Here is a 14,989-nt window from a genome sequence, read left to right on the forward strand (position 1 = left end):
GTTTTCCGATGAGGCACTGCCTTTACCGGAATTCCCTTTTCAATTTCTTCAGAATGTCTTTGAAAATTGAATAACGGGCTTTCAAAAGGAGTTTGGAAATGGAAAAAAGAGAGGTTCTTGCATCTGTAAAGGATGAGCGGCTGGTTGAAAAAAGGCGTACACAAATGATTAAAGGAGCGGTTACCCTTTTTAAGGAAAAGGGATTTCACCGTACGACTACCAGGGAAATTGCCAAAGCTGCAGGCTTTAGTATTGGAACATTATACGAGTATATCCGAACCAAGGAAGATATATTATATCTTGTTTGTGACTTTATCTATGATGAAGTCCAGGAAAAGCTTCAGAAAGAAATAGAACAGAGTGATGGGACACTTGAAAGTTTGAAGCTGACGATCGCCTATTTTTATAAAGTGATGGATGATATGCAGGACGAAGTGCTGGTCATGTATCAGGAAGTGAAGGCCCTGACGAAAGATGCTTTACCATATGTTCTGAACAAAGAAATTCGGATGGTTGGCATGTTCGAAAAAGTGATAACGAAATGTGTCGAGAATGGGGAGCTTTCGTTAACGGAAAAACAAATAAGCCTTGTTTCACATAACATTTTCGTTCAGGGACAGATGTGGAGTTTTAGAAGATGGGCTTTGCATAAACAGTATACGCTTCAAGAGTATGTTGAACTGCAGACGCAATTATTGATTCAAAATGTATCGGGTTTCAAAAAGCACTGATATAAATAAGTTTCAATAAGGAGGAGCTATATGAGTACAGTTGAGGTGTATAAACCGAAGAACCATATTAGATTCGTCACAGCTTCGAGTTTATTTGATGGGCATGACGCATCCATCAATATAATGAGGAGAATCCTTCAGTCCAGCGGGGCGGAAGTTATTCACCTAGGTCATAATCGTTCGGTAGAAGAGATCGTGAATGCGGCCATCCAGGAAGATGTTCAAGGCATAGCCATGTCATCTTACCAAGGCGGACATGTGGAATATTTTAAATATATGTATGACCTGCTGAAGGAAAAGGGAGCCGAGCACATTCGGATTTTTGCCGGGGGCGGCGGGGTCATCATCCCAAGGGAAATTAAAGAACTGCATGATTATGGGATCGCCCGTATTTTTTCGCCTGATGAAGGACGGGAATATGGGCTTCAAGGAATGATAAACGTATTGATGGAGGAATGTGATTTCTCGACAGTCAAACCATCTTTACAAGAACGTTTTGATGAATTGATTGCTGGGGGAACAAATGCCATTGCCCAATTTATTACCTTTGCCGAAAATAGACTCGATGTTTTACAGGAATCAGCGGCAGCGGTGGAGAGTCTTTTTGAGCAGATCAAGACTTCCGAAAAGAAGGTTCCCGTTCTAGGGATTACAGGGACTGGCGGCGCTGGAAAAAGTTCATTGACGGATGAATTGATACGAAGGTTCATTAACGAAATTCCAGACGAGAGGGTCGCCATCCTATCTGTGGACCCGACCAAACAGAAAACGGGCGGTGCCCTGCTGGGTGACAGGATCAGAATGAACTCAATCTTTTCAGAGCGTGTTTATATGCGGAGCCTAGCCACGCGCCATTCAAAAAGTGAGTTGTCTTTGGCGATAAAAGATGCCATTTCAGTCGTGAAGGCAGCCGGCTTCGATTTAATCATCGTCGAAACGAGCGGAATTGGTCAGGGAGATGCAGAAATTGCCGAAATATGCGATGTATCCATGTATGTAATGACGAGTGAATTCGGTGCACCTTCTCAACTTGAAAAAATCGATATGATTGATTATGCAGACTTGATAGTCATTAACAAATACGAACGCAAAGGCTCCGAGGATGCAAAAAACCAAGTTCAAAAGCAATACCAAAGGAGCCGTACACTTTTTGATCAAGATCCATCGGAAATGCCAGTATACGGTACGATCGCTTCCCAATTCAATGACCCGGGCACCAATGCATTATTCGCTGCACTGATTGAAAAGCTTAATGAAAAATCAGGGACGGTTTGGAGTACGTCCTTTTCGAAAGAAGCGGATGTTTACAAGCAAAATGTCATCATTCCCACTGACCGGCGGTATTATTTACGTGAAATCAGTGATACGGTCAGATCGTATCATAAGCGTGCGGCTGACCAGGTACGTATTGCCCGGAGGCTTTTCCAGCTTGAAGGGGCAATTGATGCAATTAAGGAAAATGATAACAATGACGAGATGGTGTCTTCTTTAGAAAAACTGAAAAAGGAAACCGCTTTGAATTTATCACCTGAATCTAAAAAAATCCTTTCTGGATGGATGGATTTAAAAGAAAAGTATGCAGGAGAGCAGTTTGTAACGAAAGTCAGGGATAAAGAAATCGTAACAAAGCTAAAAACCAAAAGTTTATCAGGTTTAATGATTCCGAGAGTATCACTGCCTAAATACGTGGATTATGGAGAGATCTTAGGATGGGTATTCCGTGAAAACGTTCCGGGCTTCTTTCCTTACACAGCGGGAGTCTTTCCATTCAAGCGTGAAGGGGAAGACCCGAAGCGGCAATTTGCCGGTGAAGGATCGCCCGACCGAACCAACAGGCGTTTTCATTATTTGTCAAAGGATGATACCGCTAAACGGCTTAGTACGGCTTTCGATTCTGTAACTTTATATGGCGAGGACCCTGATCACCGGCCTGATATCTATGGAAAGGTAGGGGAAAGCGGAGTCAGCATCTGTACGTTGGATGACATGAAAAAGCTGTATGCAGACTTTGACCTTTGCCACCCCTCAACATCTGTTTCCATGACCATCAATGGACCGGCACCAATCATTTTGGCCATGTATATGAATACTGCAGTCGATCAGCAGATTCAACGGAAAGAAGAAGAGTTAGGCCGTCCCCTTACTGAAGCCGAAGCTGAAGAAGTGCAGGCTTATACCCTTCAAACGGTACGCGGAACTGTTCAAGCGGATATTCTGAAAGAGGACCAAGGCCAGAATACATGCATCTTCTCTACGGAATTTGCTTTAAGGCTAATGGGGGACATTCAAGCATATTTCATCGATCGGAAAGTCAGGAACTACTACTCTGTATCCATTTCCGGTTATCACATTGCAGAAGCGGGTGCCAATCCCATTTCACAGCTGGCTTTTACATTAGCGAATGGCTTTACTTACATCGAATATTATTTAAGCCGCGGAATGAATATTGATGACTTTGCCCCGAATTTGTCGTTCTTCTTCTCAAATGGGCTCGACCCGGAATATACAGTTATCGGGAGGGTGGCAAGAAGGATTTGGGCAACAGTCATGAGGGATAAATATGGTGCGAATGACCGTAGCCAGAAGCTCAAATACCATATACAGACTTCTGGGCGCTCCCTTCATGCGCAGGAAATTGATTTTAATGATATCAGGACGACGCTTCAGGCTTTAATGGCACTGCAGGATAACTGTAACTCCCTGCATACTAATGCGTACGATGAAGCCATCACGACGCCTACCGAAGAATCCGTGCGCCGGGCAATGGCCATACAAATGATCATTACAAAGGAGCATGGTCTCTCAAAAAATGAAAACCCGATGCAAGGTGCCTTCATCGTAGAGGAATTGACGGATCTGGTTGAAGAGGCCGTCCTGCAAGAGTTCGATAGCATCAACGATCGGGGCGGTGTCCTGGGTGCAATGGAGACGCAGTATCAGCGCGGGAAAATCCAGGATGAATCGATGCATTACGAAATGAAAAAGCATACGGGAGAATTGCCGATCATTGGTGTCAATACGTATTTGAATCCAAATCCTCCTTCCGAAGAAGCGGTGAACAGCATGGAAATTGCCCGTGCAACAAAGGATGAAAAAGAAGGGCAAATCATGAATCTCCGGGCATTCCAGGAAAGAAATAAGGAGTTCACGGATGAGGCGCTGACTAAACTTAAATTGGCAGCCATGAATGGGGAAAATATCTTTGCCGAACTCATGAACTGCGTGAGAGTGGCCAGTCTGGGGCAGATAACGAGGGCGCTTTATGATGTAGGCGGTCAATATCGAAGGAATATGTAAAACCAAGAAGGGGCCCAAACGTTTAGGGGCCTCTTTTTTAAATAATTCCCCTCTTTTTTAACAAAATGAAGAATTTACCTTATAATTATTTGGAAAAGGGGCAAAAATGAAGAATCAGCCCTATTGGAGTTGAGGAAATGAACCTGAAAATGATTGGATTAATCTTAGGTTACATTCTTGCCATCATTTTTTTATTTGAACTGTATGAGCATCAACTGGGCGCCATTTCTTTTTTTATCCTGACGGTTGTCTTTTTTACCGCAGCCTATCGTCAGAAATCCAAAAAGAAAAAGGAATGATATTTACCTTTTTGGTTTTCTTTGAATGATAGACAATTAGGTAAATGTGTGAAAGTATCATATAGAACTAGCATAAACCCAATTAGATTGTTTATAATGGAGTATATGTCTAGCAGGAATTGTCGTTATTTTATCGAAATACTGTTTTAGATTATTTTTTTATGTGAAAAAACACGGAATTCAGTGTTTGAATAGAGAAGGGAAGTGCGGAATTTGAGTTTAAAACAATACTCAAAAGAGCAATTGTTGGAAATGTCCTTAATAGAGATGGCATATGATTTGTTAGTGGAAAGAAATGAACCGATTCCATTTAAAGACTTAATAAGTGAATTAGCTTCGCTGCACCATTTATCTAAAGCGGAAGTGGAAAAGAAAATTGCACAATTCTATACGGATTTAAATGTGGATGGCCGTTTCACTTCACTTGGAGACAACCGCTGGGGATTGAAAACATGGTACCCGGTTGACCAGATCGAAGAAGAAGTCGTACATGTTGTAAAACCTAAAAAGAAAAAGAAAGCCAAAAAGGCAGCTGTTGTTATCGACGATTTCGATGAACTGGAAGACGAAGACCTTGACTTTGAAGAAGATATCGATGATCTGGACGAAGATGAAGATGACGACGATGATGATATTCTAGGTTCTCCAGTCATCGACGAAGTGCTTTTGGATGATGACGTGGATGATGACGACGATCTGGAAGAAGAAATAATCGAAGATGATGCATTTGTCCTGGAAGATGATGAAGATGAAGATGAAGATGAAGATGAAGACGCAGATGACTTGGATGAAGAGGATGAGAAATAAATAATCGCCCTTGACTTTTTGAGGCGAAATTTGTAGAATCATTTTTGGGCTCCTTAAAAAAGGACACAATGATTAAATTATATCGCTCCCTTACTTTTATTGTAAGCGGAGCGTTTTTGTTTTTAATGATGGAATGAATAAATGACATCATTTTTTTATTTTTAAAAATGATTTCTCGTAGAATTGTAAAAACTATAGAGAACATTATTATGTTTACGTCATTTAAGGAAATTTATTCTTGTTCATGTATCCTGCATGACTCTCACTAAAGACCTTTAAGTGATTAATGGTTTGTACTGGTTTACGGTTTTTTAGCTTTTAACCGCCCATGTGGCGGAAGATTCGATTCAGGTTCCGATTCAATGATGTGAAGAACAGAATTGGAAGAAAACATTCTATAGGAGGATATAAGATGACAAAATATATTTTTGTGACAGGTGGAGTAGTTTCTTCCTTGGGAAAAGGGATAACGGCCGCTTCTTTAGGTAGATTATTAAAAAATAGGGGATTGAATGTTACGATCCAGAAGTTTGACCCTTATATTAACTTGGATCCTGGTACGATGAGTCCATATCAACATGGTGAAGTGTTTGTAACGGATGATGGTGCTGAAACGGATTTGGATTTGGGACACTATGAGCGTTTCATTGATATCAACCTTGGTAAACACAGTAATGTGACTACAGGAAGGATTTATTCAACCGTCCTGAGGAAAGAACGCCGTGGCGATTATCTAGGTGGAACGGTTCAAGTCATTCCCCATATCACGAATGAAATTAAAGAACGCGTTTTCCGTTCTGGCAATGAAACGAATGCTGATATAGTCATCACTGAAATTGGCGGTACTGTAGGGGATATCGAGTCTCTTCCATTCCTTGAAGCGATTCGCCAAATCAAGAGTGATATCGGCATCAATAATGTTATGTATATCCATTGTACACTGGTTCCTTACATCAAAGCAGCTGGTGAAATGAAAACAAAACCGACACAGCATAGTGTAAAAGAATTACGCAGTCTTGGCATTCAGCCAAATATCATCGTTGCACGTACAGAAAGCCCGATTTCACAAGATATGAAGGATAAAATCGCTTTATTCTGCGATATCGATAAAAAATCCGTTATCGAATGTCTAGATGCGGATACACTTTACTCCATCCCTCTTGCGCTCCAAGCACAAAATATGGACCAAATCGTTTGTGACCACTTGCAATTGGACTGTGGCGAAGCAAATATGGAAGATTGGAAGGAACTAGTCAAAAAGGTGACTTCTTTATCGAAGAAAACGAAAATCGCCTTAGTCGGAAAATATGTTGAATTACAAGATGCTTATCTTTCTGTAGTGGAAGCACTTAAGCATGCTGGTTACGCATTTGATGCAGATGTTGAAATCGATTGGGTGAATTCCGAAGACGTAACGAAAGAAAATGTTGCTGAACTTCTTCAAGATGCAGATGGAATCCTTGTCCCTGGCGGATTTGGAGATCGTGGAATTGAAGGGAAAATTGCAGCGACCGAATTTGCCCGCACGACAAAAAAACCATTCTTCGGAATATGCTTAGGCATGCAGTTGGCGTCCATCGAGTATGCACGCAACGTCCTGGGATTGCCAGAAGCGCATTCAGCTGAAATTAAGGAAGATACTCCAGATCCAATCATCGATCTTCTTCCTGAGCAGAAGGATGTAGAAGATTTGGGCGGAACACTGCGTCTTGGTCTGTATCCATGTAAGCTTATCGAAGGAACTAAAGCATACGAAGCGTACAACGACGAGGTCGTTTATGAACGCCACCGTCACCGTTATGAATTCAATAACCACTACCGTCAAGCTATGGAAGAGGCAGGATTCGTGTTCTCCGGTACAAGTCCAGATGGTCGTCTAGTTGAAATCATTGAACTAAAAGATCATCCTTGGTTTGTGGCTTCTCAATTCCATCCGGAATTCACGTCACGTCCTAACCGTCCGCAGCCGCTATTCCGTGACTTTGTCGGTATGTCATTAAAGTACGGCAAAAATCTTTAATAAATAAAAAAACAGCCCATGTGGCTGTTTTTTTGTGTTTAGGATGAAGATATCATTCTTCATCTTCATATTCTCTTATGATTTCTTCAAGAGTGAATTTAATCCCATAATAAGCGAAAAGAGCGGCAATGAGGGTAGGGTACCCATATCGGCTTCCAGTTTCATCGGGAATCAATCCCCGTTGGATGCGTAGATCAATATGAACGTCAGCCAACTCCAAAAGAGAATCTTCTTCAGAAGGAACGGATGTAGAAACTGCAACAAATGGTATATCTTTTTCCTTGAGTTGTTTTGCCAGCATCAATGCTTCAGAATCGTCCGAATGGCGGCTGAATATAAGAAAGCGATCTTCCCTGGAAATGGTTTCCCCTAATTCATATCTTTTTGCCTTGGGAAAGGGTTCTGCCCCATTTAAGGCCTCGGCAGTGACGCCCTGCATTTCACCAAAACCATGAATGAACACAGAACCGTCCCCAACCGCAGCCTGAGCGAGCAAGCGTCCGGCATCCTCCATTTCAAATGCCTCATTTTCAATCATTTTTTTAAATAAACCGCTTATCTGTGTCGAGAAAATTTTTAACATGATCAGGGACTCCTTTAAAAAATAATATACTTATTATAATGGACTTTCCTATGCATTGACAGGTTTCAGGGTTATTGACCCGGAAGGGGTGAATTTACTAAATCGGTCGAAAAAACAAAAAAATTGAAATTCCTTTTAGCCATAAAGCAGGAGTTTTGTTACAATTATCGAATATGAACATAGAAATCATGATGGAATATATGCGTTGGACCTCAAGTGATTTAACGCAATCTATGTAACTACCCTTTTTCGGGTATTATGGCCGAATAGGCAAATATATTTTATTGATGAATCGGGAAGGGGAGAGGTGATAAAATGCCAGGGAAAATATTGATTGTTGATGATCAATTCGGGATTCGTATTTTATTGAACGAGGTTTTACATAAAGAAGGGTATGAAACATTTCAAGCGGCTAATGGCATTCAAGCCTTGGAAGTTCTAAATAATCATTCACCTGATCTGGTATTGCTGGATATGAAGATTCCGGGAATGGATGGCATTGAGATCTTGAAAAGGATGAAAGTCGTCGATCCGGACATCCGGGTTATCATCATGACGGCATATGGTGAACTTGATATGATTCAGGAAGCAAAGGATTTAGGGGCAATGACACACTTTGCAAAGCCGTTTGATATTGATGATATTAGAAAGGCCGTTCGAGAATACTTACCGATTCAATCAAGTTAACGGTCTTGAAAATTTTATATTATTGACGGGGAAATTGCCGCGGCTATCTTTTTTTAGATGGGCCGTGTTTTTTTGGAATAAAATTTGAGGCATGGAATAGTGCTAATTGTTGCTGTTTTTTTGATGTATTGATATCCTAAAAGAGGAGAGATATTCTGATTTATAAGCGTATGCTACTTTGGTTTTAGGGAATATCTAGAAAGAATTAACTTTAAAAATCATAACATCCACTACTAGGAGGAAATCAAATGCCTTTAGTTTCTATGAAAGATATGCTTAATAAAGCTCTTGATGAAAAATATGCAGTAGGTCAATTCAATATCAATAATCTTGAATGGACTCAAGCTATTTTAGCCGCTGCAGAACAAGAAAAATCTCCAGTCATCCTTGGTGTTTCCGAAGGTGCTGCCCGTCACATGGGTGGTTTTAAAACGACTGTCATGATGGTTCAAGGATTGTTGGAAGACATGAAAATCACTGTTCCTGTGGCGATTCACCTTGACCATGGATCAAGTTTTGATAAATGTAAGGAAGCTATCGAAGCCGGATTCACTTCAGTAATGATCGATGCTTCACATCATCCGATCGATGAAAATATCGAAACAACCAAGAAGGTTGTCGAATTCGCTCACGCACGGAATGTTTCGGTTGAAGCGGAAGTGGGCACGGTTGGCGGTCAAGAAGATGATGTAATCGCTGATGGAGTCGTATATGCAGACCCTCAAGAATGTGAACAGTTAGTTAAAGAAACGAATGTCGACTGTTTTGCTCCAGCTTTGGGATCCGTTCACGGACCATACAAAGGTGAACCTAACCTAGGCTATAAAGAAATGGAAGAAGTACGTGATTTAACGAAGAAACCTCTTGTTCTTCATGGCGGTACAGGCATACCTACGAAAGATATCCAAAAAGCCATTTCACTTGGAACATCAAAAATCAATGTGAATACGGAAAATCAAATTGTGTTCACAAAAGCGGTTCGTGAAATTTTGAATAACGATTCTGAAGTGTACGATCCACGTAAATACATGGTACCTGGCCGTGAAGCCATTAAAGAAACTGTCATCGGCAAAATACGTGAATTCGGTTCAAACGGCAAAGCATAATTTATAAACGTAACATAAGGGTTCCATCCCCTTACATGTAAGATGATAAAGGCAATATTCCCATTGGGGGGGCTCCCCCCTAATGGTTTCTTTTAGATGCAGGGCTGAATCCGGGCTCCATTTTTAGAACAATTAGAATTCAGAGGCATATAGGGAAATAAAAAATCGATTACATACGGAGGATATTTTATGAAATTCTTTATAGATACAGCAAACATGGAAGAAATCAAACAAGCGCACGAACTTGGCGTTTTAGCAGGCGTTACGACTAACCCGTCCCTTGTTGCAAGAGAAAAGGGAGTTTCTTTCCATGACCGGCTAAAAGAAATCACAAGCCTTGTTAAGGAATCCGTTTCTGCTGAAGTCATTGCGCTTGATTTTGAAGGAATGATGGCTGAAGCCAAGGAACTCGTTGCCATTGCACCTAATATCACGATTAAAGTGCCAATGACCCCAGATGGCTTGAAGGCTGTTTCAGCACTTACAAAACAAGGTGTCAAAACGAATGTCACGCTTATTTTCAGTGCCAACCAAGCTTTATTGGCAGCTAGGGCAGGAGCAACTTATGTATCGCCATTTTTAGGACGCTTGGACGACATTGGCCAAAATGGACTTGATTTAATTTCGGATATTGCCGACATATTTGCAATCCATGATATCAATGCTGAGATCATTGCAGCTTCCATCCGCCATCCAATGCATATTACAGAAGCGGCTCTTAAAGGGGCACATATTGCAACGATCCCTTATAAAGTTTTAATGCAATTATTCCACCACCCATTAACGGATAAAGGGATTGAAGCCTTCTTGAACGATTGGAATTCACGTACTGAAGCATAATGCCTTGCCGCTAAGTCGCTATAGATTGCACCTTTTTAATAAAATTAACATAAATTAGAAATTTTTATCTTTTTTTTACATGAATTTTCTACTTTTGTGTAAACTAAAGAACTAGATAGTAAATGTTGTCGGATTATGCAATTTTCCTGTGGTAAAATATTACTTTTGAAAGTAGCTTCTAAGTGCTTAGCGTGGAAGGGAGTTTATTATGGAAAAACTTAAAATTGCCGGTGGCTATCCTTTAAAGGGAAGCATTCGTGTCAGCGGAGCAAAAAATAGTGCGGTTGCCCTTATTCCGGCAACAATTTTAGCGGACTCTCCCGTAACGATTGAAGGCCTGCCTGATATCTCGGATGTACAGATGCTGAAAGCGTTAATGGAGGAAATTGGCGGTGAGGTATCCTTTGATGAAGGAGAAATGACAGTCAATCCAAGCAGGATGATTTCAATGCCTCTCCCCAATGGAAGGGTCAAGAAGTTACGTGCCTCTTATTATTTGATGGGGGCAATGCTTGGTAAATTCAAAAAGGCAGTGATTGGCTTGCCTGGAGGCTGCCATTTAGGACCCCGTCCGATAGATCAGCATATTAAGGGGTTCGAAGCACTAGGCGCTCAAGTGACGAATGAACAAGGAGCCATTTACCTTAGGGCGGACGAGCTCCGGGGAGCACGCATATATTTGGATGTCGTTAGTGTAGGGGCAACGATCAACATCATGCTTGCCGCCGTTTTGGCCAAAGGCCGCACAGTGATTGAAAATGCCGCGAAAGAACCGGAAATCATTGATGTTGCCACACTGTTGACCAATATGGGAGCGAAAATAAAGGGTGCAGGAACGGATATCATTCGTATTGATGGTGTGGAAAGTTTGCATGGGTGCAAGCATACGATCATACCGGATCGGATTGAGGCCGGTACTTTCATGATTTTAGCCGCTGCTGTTGGTGAAGGGATTCTGATTGATAATGTCATCCCCCAGCATTTGGAGTCATTGACTGCCAAATTAAGGGAAATGGGGATTAATATTGAAGCGGGTGATGACCAGATATTTGTCTCACCGGGAGAAAAATATAAAGCCGTTGATATCAAGACATTGGTTTACCCTGGATTCCCAACAGATCTTCAGCAACCTTTCACTTCCCTCTTAACAAAAGCAAGCGGTTCTAGCATGGTGACCGATACGATATACGGTGCACGGTTTAAGCATATTGATGAACTGCGACGCATGAATGCGAAGATCAAAGTCGAGGGCAGAGCAGGCATCGTCGATGGTCCTGTCCAACTTCATGGGGCAAAAGTGAAGGCAAGCGATTTACGTGCCGGAGCAGCTCTCGTAATCGCTGGTTTAATGGCTGAGGGGATTACGGAAGTGACTGGGCTTGAACATATAGATCGCGGATATAGCCATCTTGTTGAAAAACTTTCAGGTTTGGGAGCGACGATTTGGCGTGAAGAAATGACGAAAGAAGAAGTGGAGCAGCTTAAAAGCTGATCCCTTTTCTTGTTACCTCATTGTGTTACTATATATGATATAATGTGTTATACTAATATATAAATAAATCATGCTAGTGTACATGAGGGGGAACCGGAAATGGAAAGAAGTTTATCGATGGAGCTTGTCCGCGTAACAGAGGCGGCGGCACTGAATTCAGCTCGTTGGATGGGAAGAGGAAAGAAAGACGAAGCAGATGATGCAGCAACAACTGCAATGCGGGATGTTTTCAATACTATTCCCATGCAAGGAACGGTTGTAATCGGTGAAGGGGAAATGGATGAAGCGCCAATGCTTTATATTGGTGAAAAACTTGGTACTGGTCTTGGGCCGCTAGTGGATGTTGCTGTTGATCCTTTGGAAGGAACGAACATCGTTGCATCTGGCGGCTGGAATGCATTGGCTGTATTGGCGATAGCCGATAAGGGGAACTTGCTTCATGCCCCGGATATGTATATGGATAAAATAGCTGTCGGACCCGAGGCTGTTGGCCAGATTGATATCAATGCTTCCGTATTGGACAACCTGAAAGCGGTAGCCAAGGCAAAGAATAAAGATATCGAAGACGTGGTTGCAACAGTATTGAACCGTGATCGTCATTCGAAGATCATTCATGAACTTCGTGAGGCGGGGGCACGTATCAAGTTGATCAACGATGGAGATGTAGCGGGAGCCATAAATACGGCCTTCGATCTTACCGGTGTTGATATCTTATTCGGTTCTGGCGGGGCTCCAGAGGGAGTTATTGCAGCCGTTGCCTTGAAATGCCTTGGAGGGGAAATTCAGGGTAAGCTTGTTCCTCATAGCGATGAAGAAGTGGAACGCTGTGGAAAAATGGGCCTTGATTTAGGAAAAGTCCTCAGAATGGAAGACCTTGTTCGCGGAGATGACGCAATTTTTGCTGCAACAGGTGTGACTGATGGAGAACTTCTACGCGGTGTACAATTTAAAGGACATTACGGTGAAACACAATCCGTGGTCATGCGTGCTAAATCCGGTACCGTTCGATTCATTGATGGGCGTCACAGTCTTAAGATTAAACCGAATGGCTTGATTGACTGATAGCGTGTTTTAGAAAAATCACTTTTAAAAAGCGAGCGGTTTCAGCGCTCGCTTTCTCTTTAAAAAAATTTAAGTTGAATAATTAAAATAAAAAAAGTAAAATAAAGCTTGGTCTACTATTAATAAATTGAAAATCTGCCCTTTCACTCCAAACTTCAAGAAGCCTTCAAATAATTTTCTTCTTTACATGTAAAAATGTATCATCCTTTCTAAGAAAACTCTGGTCGGGTACATGGATTGCGGTTTTTCTTCCATCTAACAAACCATTTCTTTTTCAGTATGGGTGAAAACGTTTAATTAATAAAAGTGTGGTGTCATAATGAATTTAACTATTTCTAATTTAGAAAACATGAAACTAAAGGATCTATATGAGCACGCGCGTGAATATAAAGTTTCCTATTACAGCAAACTTTCAAAAAAGGAACTTATATTCGCTATCCTGAAAGCGCAAGCTGAGCAGGATGGTCTCCTATTCATGGAGGGCGTTTTAGAGATCATACCTTCAGAGGGCTTCGGTTTCCTGCGTCCAATTAATTATTCTCCAAGCTCGGAGGATATTTATATTTCTGCTTCACAGATCCGCAGGTTCGATTTGCGAAATGGAGATAAAGTGTCCGGTAAGGTAAGGCCTCCAAAAGAAAACGAGCGCTATTATGGATTGCTGCATGTCGAAGCAGTCAATGGCGATAATCCGGAATCGGCTAAAGAGCGTGTCCACTTCCCGGGTTTAACGCCGCTGTATCCAAACAGGCAAATTAAACTGGAAACGACACCGAAGAACTTATCGACCAGGATCATGGATGTGCTGGCACCGGTCGGTTTTGGGCAGCGTGGTCTGATTGTCGCACCTCCAAAAGCCGGTAAAACGATGCTTATCAAGGAAATTGCCAATGCGATAACCACAAACCATCCCGAATCGGAATTGATTGTGCTGTTGATCGATGAACGCCCGGAAGAAGTGACGGACATTGAACGTTCCGTCGCAGGAGACGTGGTAAGTTCAACTTTCGATGAAGTGCCGGAAAACCATATCAAGGTGGCTGAGCTGGTATTGGAACGAGCCATGCGCCTTGTGGAGCATAAACGGGATGTCATCATATTAATGGACAGCATCACCCGGCTTGCCCGTGCATACAACCTTGTCATTCCGCCGAGCGGCCGTACACTATCAGGGGGTATTGACCCTGCTGCATTCCACCGTCCAAAACGCTTTTTCGGTGCGGCGAGGAATATCGAGGAAGGCGGCAGCCTTACGATCCTTGCTACAGCATTGGTAGATACGGGTTCAAGAATGGACGATGTCATTTATGAAGAATTTAAAGGTACGGGCAATATGGAGCTGCATTTAGATCGTGCACTTGCCGAAAGACGCATCTTCCCGGCAATCGATATTCGTCGCTCGGGCACTCGTAAAGAAGAATTGTTAATTCCGAAGGATCGCCTGGATAAACTATGGGCCATTAGGAAAACGATGTCAGATTCACCTGATTTCTCGGAGAAATTCCTTCGCCGTCTAAAACAGACAAAGGGTAATGAAGAATTTTTCAGTAAGCTGGATGAAGAGATGACAGAAATGAAAAAGGGGCCAGCGAGCGTAAAACGTTCTTAAACCCTGTAAGAAACAAACAGTTGCACAACTAGTCTTAAGTTGTTATAATGAGTTCATGTGTTTTTACAATAAATGTGAGGGTGCTATTCCCTCAACTTGAAGTATATAACTCTGTTTCGAATGATTCAGGGCATAAGGAGCTGAAAAGAATGAAAACTGGAATTCATCCAAATTATAAGCTTTCAAAAGTAATTTGCTCTTGCGGAAACACTTTTGAAACTGGTTCAGTTAAAGAAGAGATCAAAGTTGAGACTTGTTCAGAATGCCACCCATTCTATACTGGTCGTCAAAAATTCGCTGAAGCTGGCGGACGTGTTGATCGTTTCAACAAAAAATACGGTATTAAATAAGCCGGACTTTTTAAAAAACAGGCAAGTATTTTTCTTGCCTGTTTTTTCTTTTCCATAAACAAGTAAGAATTTATATAAAGCCGGGTCGACTTCAATTATGGTCAAG

At 41.8% G+C, this 14,989-nt stretch carries 13 protein-coding genes; 12 read left to right on the forward strand and 1 reads right to left on the reverse strand.

The genetic code is table 11. The annotated features are described in order from the left end of the window. The first annotated feature begins 98 nt into the window (after positions 1-98). The 5 genes from ACFVSH_RS01325 to ACFVSH_RS01345 all read left to right on the forward strand — a co-directional run bounded on the left by ACFVSH_RS01325 (position 99) and on the right by ACFVSH_RS01345 (position 7,154). Positions 99-731: a TetR/AcrR family transcriptional regulator gene (locus ACFVSH_RS01325; RefSeq protein ID WP_387601399.1), complete on the forward strand. Its 633-nt coding sequence runs from the start codon at positions 99-101 to the stop codon at positions 729-731. Between the two features lie 30 nt (positions 732-761). Further along, positions 762-4,028 carry a fused isobutyryl-CoA mutase/GTPase IcmF gene (gene icmF / locus ACFVSH_RS01330; protein WP_387704421.1) on the forward strand — a complete coding sequence of 1,089 codons (3,267 nt, stop codon included), beginning with the start codon at positions 762-764 and terminating at the stop codon, positions 4,026-4,028. Between the two features lie 137 nt (positions 4,029-4,165). Next, entirely contained in the window at positions 4,166-4,327 is a 162-nt protein-coding gene (locus ACFVSH_RS01335; protein ID WP_387601393.1) for a hypothetical protein, read from the forward strand. A 213-nt stretch (positions 4,328-4,540) separates the two neighbouring features. Further along, entirely contained in the window at positions 4,541-5,134 is a 594-nt protein-coding gene (rpoE, locus tag ACFVSH_RS01340; RefSeq protein ID WP_387704423.1) for a DNA-directed RNA polymerase subunit delta, read from the forward strand. Between the two features lie 412 nt (positions 5,135-5,546). Next, positions 5,547-7,154, forward strand: a complete 1,608-nt coding sequence (locus ACFVSH_RS01345; protein WP_387704425.1) for a CTP synthase — start codon at positions 5,547-5,549, stop codon at positions 7,152-7,154. 52 nt (positions 7,155-7,206) lie between these two features. Here ACFVSH_RS01345 and ACFVSH_RS01350 read toward each other — a convergent pair whose 3' ends face one another. Then, on the reverse strand, positions 7,207-7,737 hold the full coding sequence (locus ACFVSH_RS01350) for a DUF2529 domain-containing protein (RefSeq protein WP_387704427.1): 531 nt from the start codon (positions 7,735-7,737) through the stop codon (positions 7,207-7,209). Positions 7,738-8,052: 315 nt separating this feature from the next. Here ACFVSH_RS01350 and ACFVSH_RS01355 point away from each other — a divergent pair, with 315 nt between their 5' ends. The 7 genes from ACFVSH_RS01355 (at position 8,053) to rpmE (ending at position 14,883) form a co-directional block, all read left to right on the forward strand. Then, positions 8,053-8,424, forward strand: a complete 372-nt coding sequence (locus tag ACFVSH_RS01355) for a response regulator (protein ID WP_034315860.1) — start codon at positions 8,053-8,055, stop codon at positions 8,422-8,424. A gap of 248 nt (positions 8,425-8,672) precedes the next feature. Next, entirely contained in the window at positions 8,673-9,530 is an 858-nt protein-coding gene (locus ACFVSH_RS01360) for a class II fructose-bisphosphate aldolase (RefSeq protein WP_260286901.1), read from the forward strand. Between the two features lie 189 nt (positions 9,531-9,719). Continuing rightward, a complete protein-coding gene (gene fsa / locus ACFVSH_RS01365; RefSeq protein ID WP_034315855.1) occupies positions 9,720-10,370 on the forward strand; it encodes a fructose-6-phosphate aldolase in 651 nt (216 codons plus the stop codon). A 208-nt stretch (positions 10,371-10,578) separates the two neighbouring features. After that, positions 10,579-11,862 (forward strand): UDP-N-acetylglucosamine 1-carboxyvinyltransferase, encoded by a 1,284-nt coding sequence (locus ACFVSH_RS01370; protein WP_387601383.1) that lies wholly within the window; start codon positions 10,579-10,581, stop codon positions 11,860-11,862. Between the two features lie 99 nt (positions 11,863-11,961). Then, positions 11,962-12,924 carry a class II fructose-bisphosphatase gene (gene glpX / locus ACFVSH_RS01375; protein ID WP_192207266.1) on the forward strand — a complete coding sequence of 321 codons (963 nt, stop codon included), beginning with the start codon at positions 11,962-11,964 and terminating at the stop codon, positions 12,922-12,924. Positions 12,925-13,243: 319 nt separating this feature from the next. Beyond that, complete coding sequence (gene rho, locus ACFVSH_RS01380; RefSeq protein ID WP_228467574.1) at positions 13,244-14,533, forward strand: transcription termination factor Rho; 1,290 nt, start codon at positions 13,244-13,246, stop codon at positions 14,531-14,533. Between the two features lie 149 nt (positions 14,534-14,682). Beyond that, positions 14,683-14,883 (forward strand): 50S ribosomal protein L31, encoded by a 201-nt coding sequence (rpmE, locus tag ACFVSH_RS01385; RefSeq protein ID WP_034315847.1) that lies wholly within the window; start codon positions 14,683-14,685, stop codon positions 14,881-14,883. Positions 14,884-14,989 lie beyond the last annotated feature (106 nt).

Origin of the sequence: Peribacillus sp. NPDC058002, from assembly GCF_042886655.1 — a bacterium.
Classification (GTDB): Bacteria; Bacillota; Bacilli; order Bacillales; family DSM-1321; genus Peribacillus; species Peribacillus aracenensis.

Excerpts from the sequence above, each read along its gene's own strand:
- ACFVSH_RS01325 (WP_387601399.1), top strand. The coding sequence starts at position 99 with ATGGAAAAAAGAGAGGTTCTTGCATCTGTAAAGGATGAGCGGCTGGTT.
- icmF (WP_387704421.1), top strand. The coding sequence starts at position 762 with ATGAGTACAGTTGAGGTGTATAAACCGAAGAACCATATTAGATTCGTC.
- ACFVSH_RS01335 (WP_387601393.1), top strand. The coding sequence starts at position 4,166 with ATGAACCTGAAAATGATTGGATTAATCTTAGGTTACATTCTTGCCATC.
- ACFVSH_RS01345 (WP_387704425.1), top strand. The coding sequence starts at position 5,547 with ATGACAAAATATATTTTTGTGACAGGTGGAGTAGTTTCTTCCTTGGGA.
- ACFVSH_RS01350 (WP_387704427.1), bottom strand. The coding sequence starts at position 7,737 with ATGTTAAAAATTTTCTCGACACAGATAAGCGGTTTATTTAAAAAAATG.
- ACFVSH_RS01355 (WP_034315860.1), top strand. The coding sequence starts at position 8,053 with ATGCCAGGGAAAATATTGATTGTTGATGATCAATTCGGGATTCGTATT.
- ACFVSH_RS01360 (WP_260286901.1), top strand. The coding sequence starts at position 8,673 with ATGCCTTTAGTTTCTATGAAAGATATGCTTAATAAAGCTCTTGATGAA.
- fsa (WP_034315855.1), top strand. The coding sequence starts at position 9,720 with ATGAAATTCTTTATAGATACAGCAAACATGGAAGAAATCAAACAAGCG.
- ACFVSH_RS01370 (WP_387601383.1), top strand. The coding sequence starts at position 10,579 with ATGGAAAAACTTAAAATTGCCGGTGGCTATCCTTTAAAGGGAAGCATT.
- glpX (WP_192207266.1), top strand. The coding sequence starts at position 11,962 with ATGGAAAGAAGTTTATCGATGGAGCTTGTCCGCGTAACAGAGGCGGCG.
- rho (WP_228467574.1), top strand. The coding sequence starts at position 13,244 with ATGAATTTAACTATTTCTAATTTAGAAAACATGAAACTAAAGGATCTA.
- rpmE (WP_034315847.1), top strand. The coding sequence starts at position 14,683 with ATGAAAACTGGAATTCATCCAAATTATAAGCTTTCAAAAGTAATTTGC.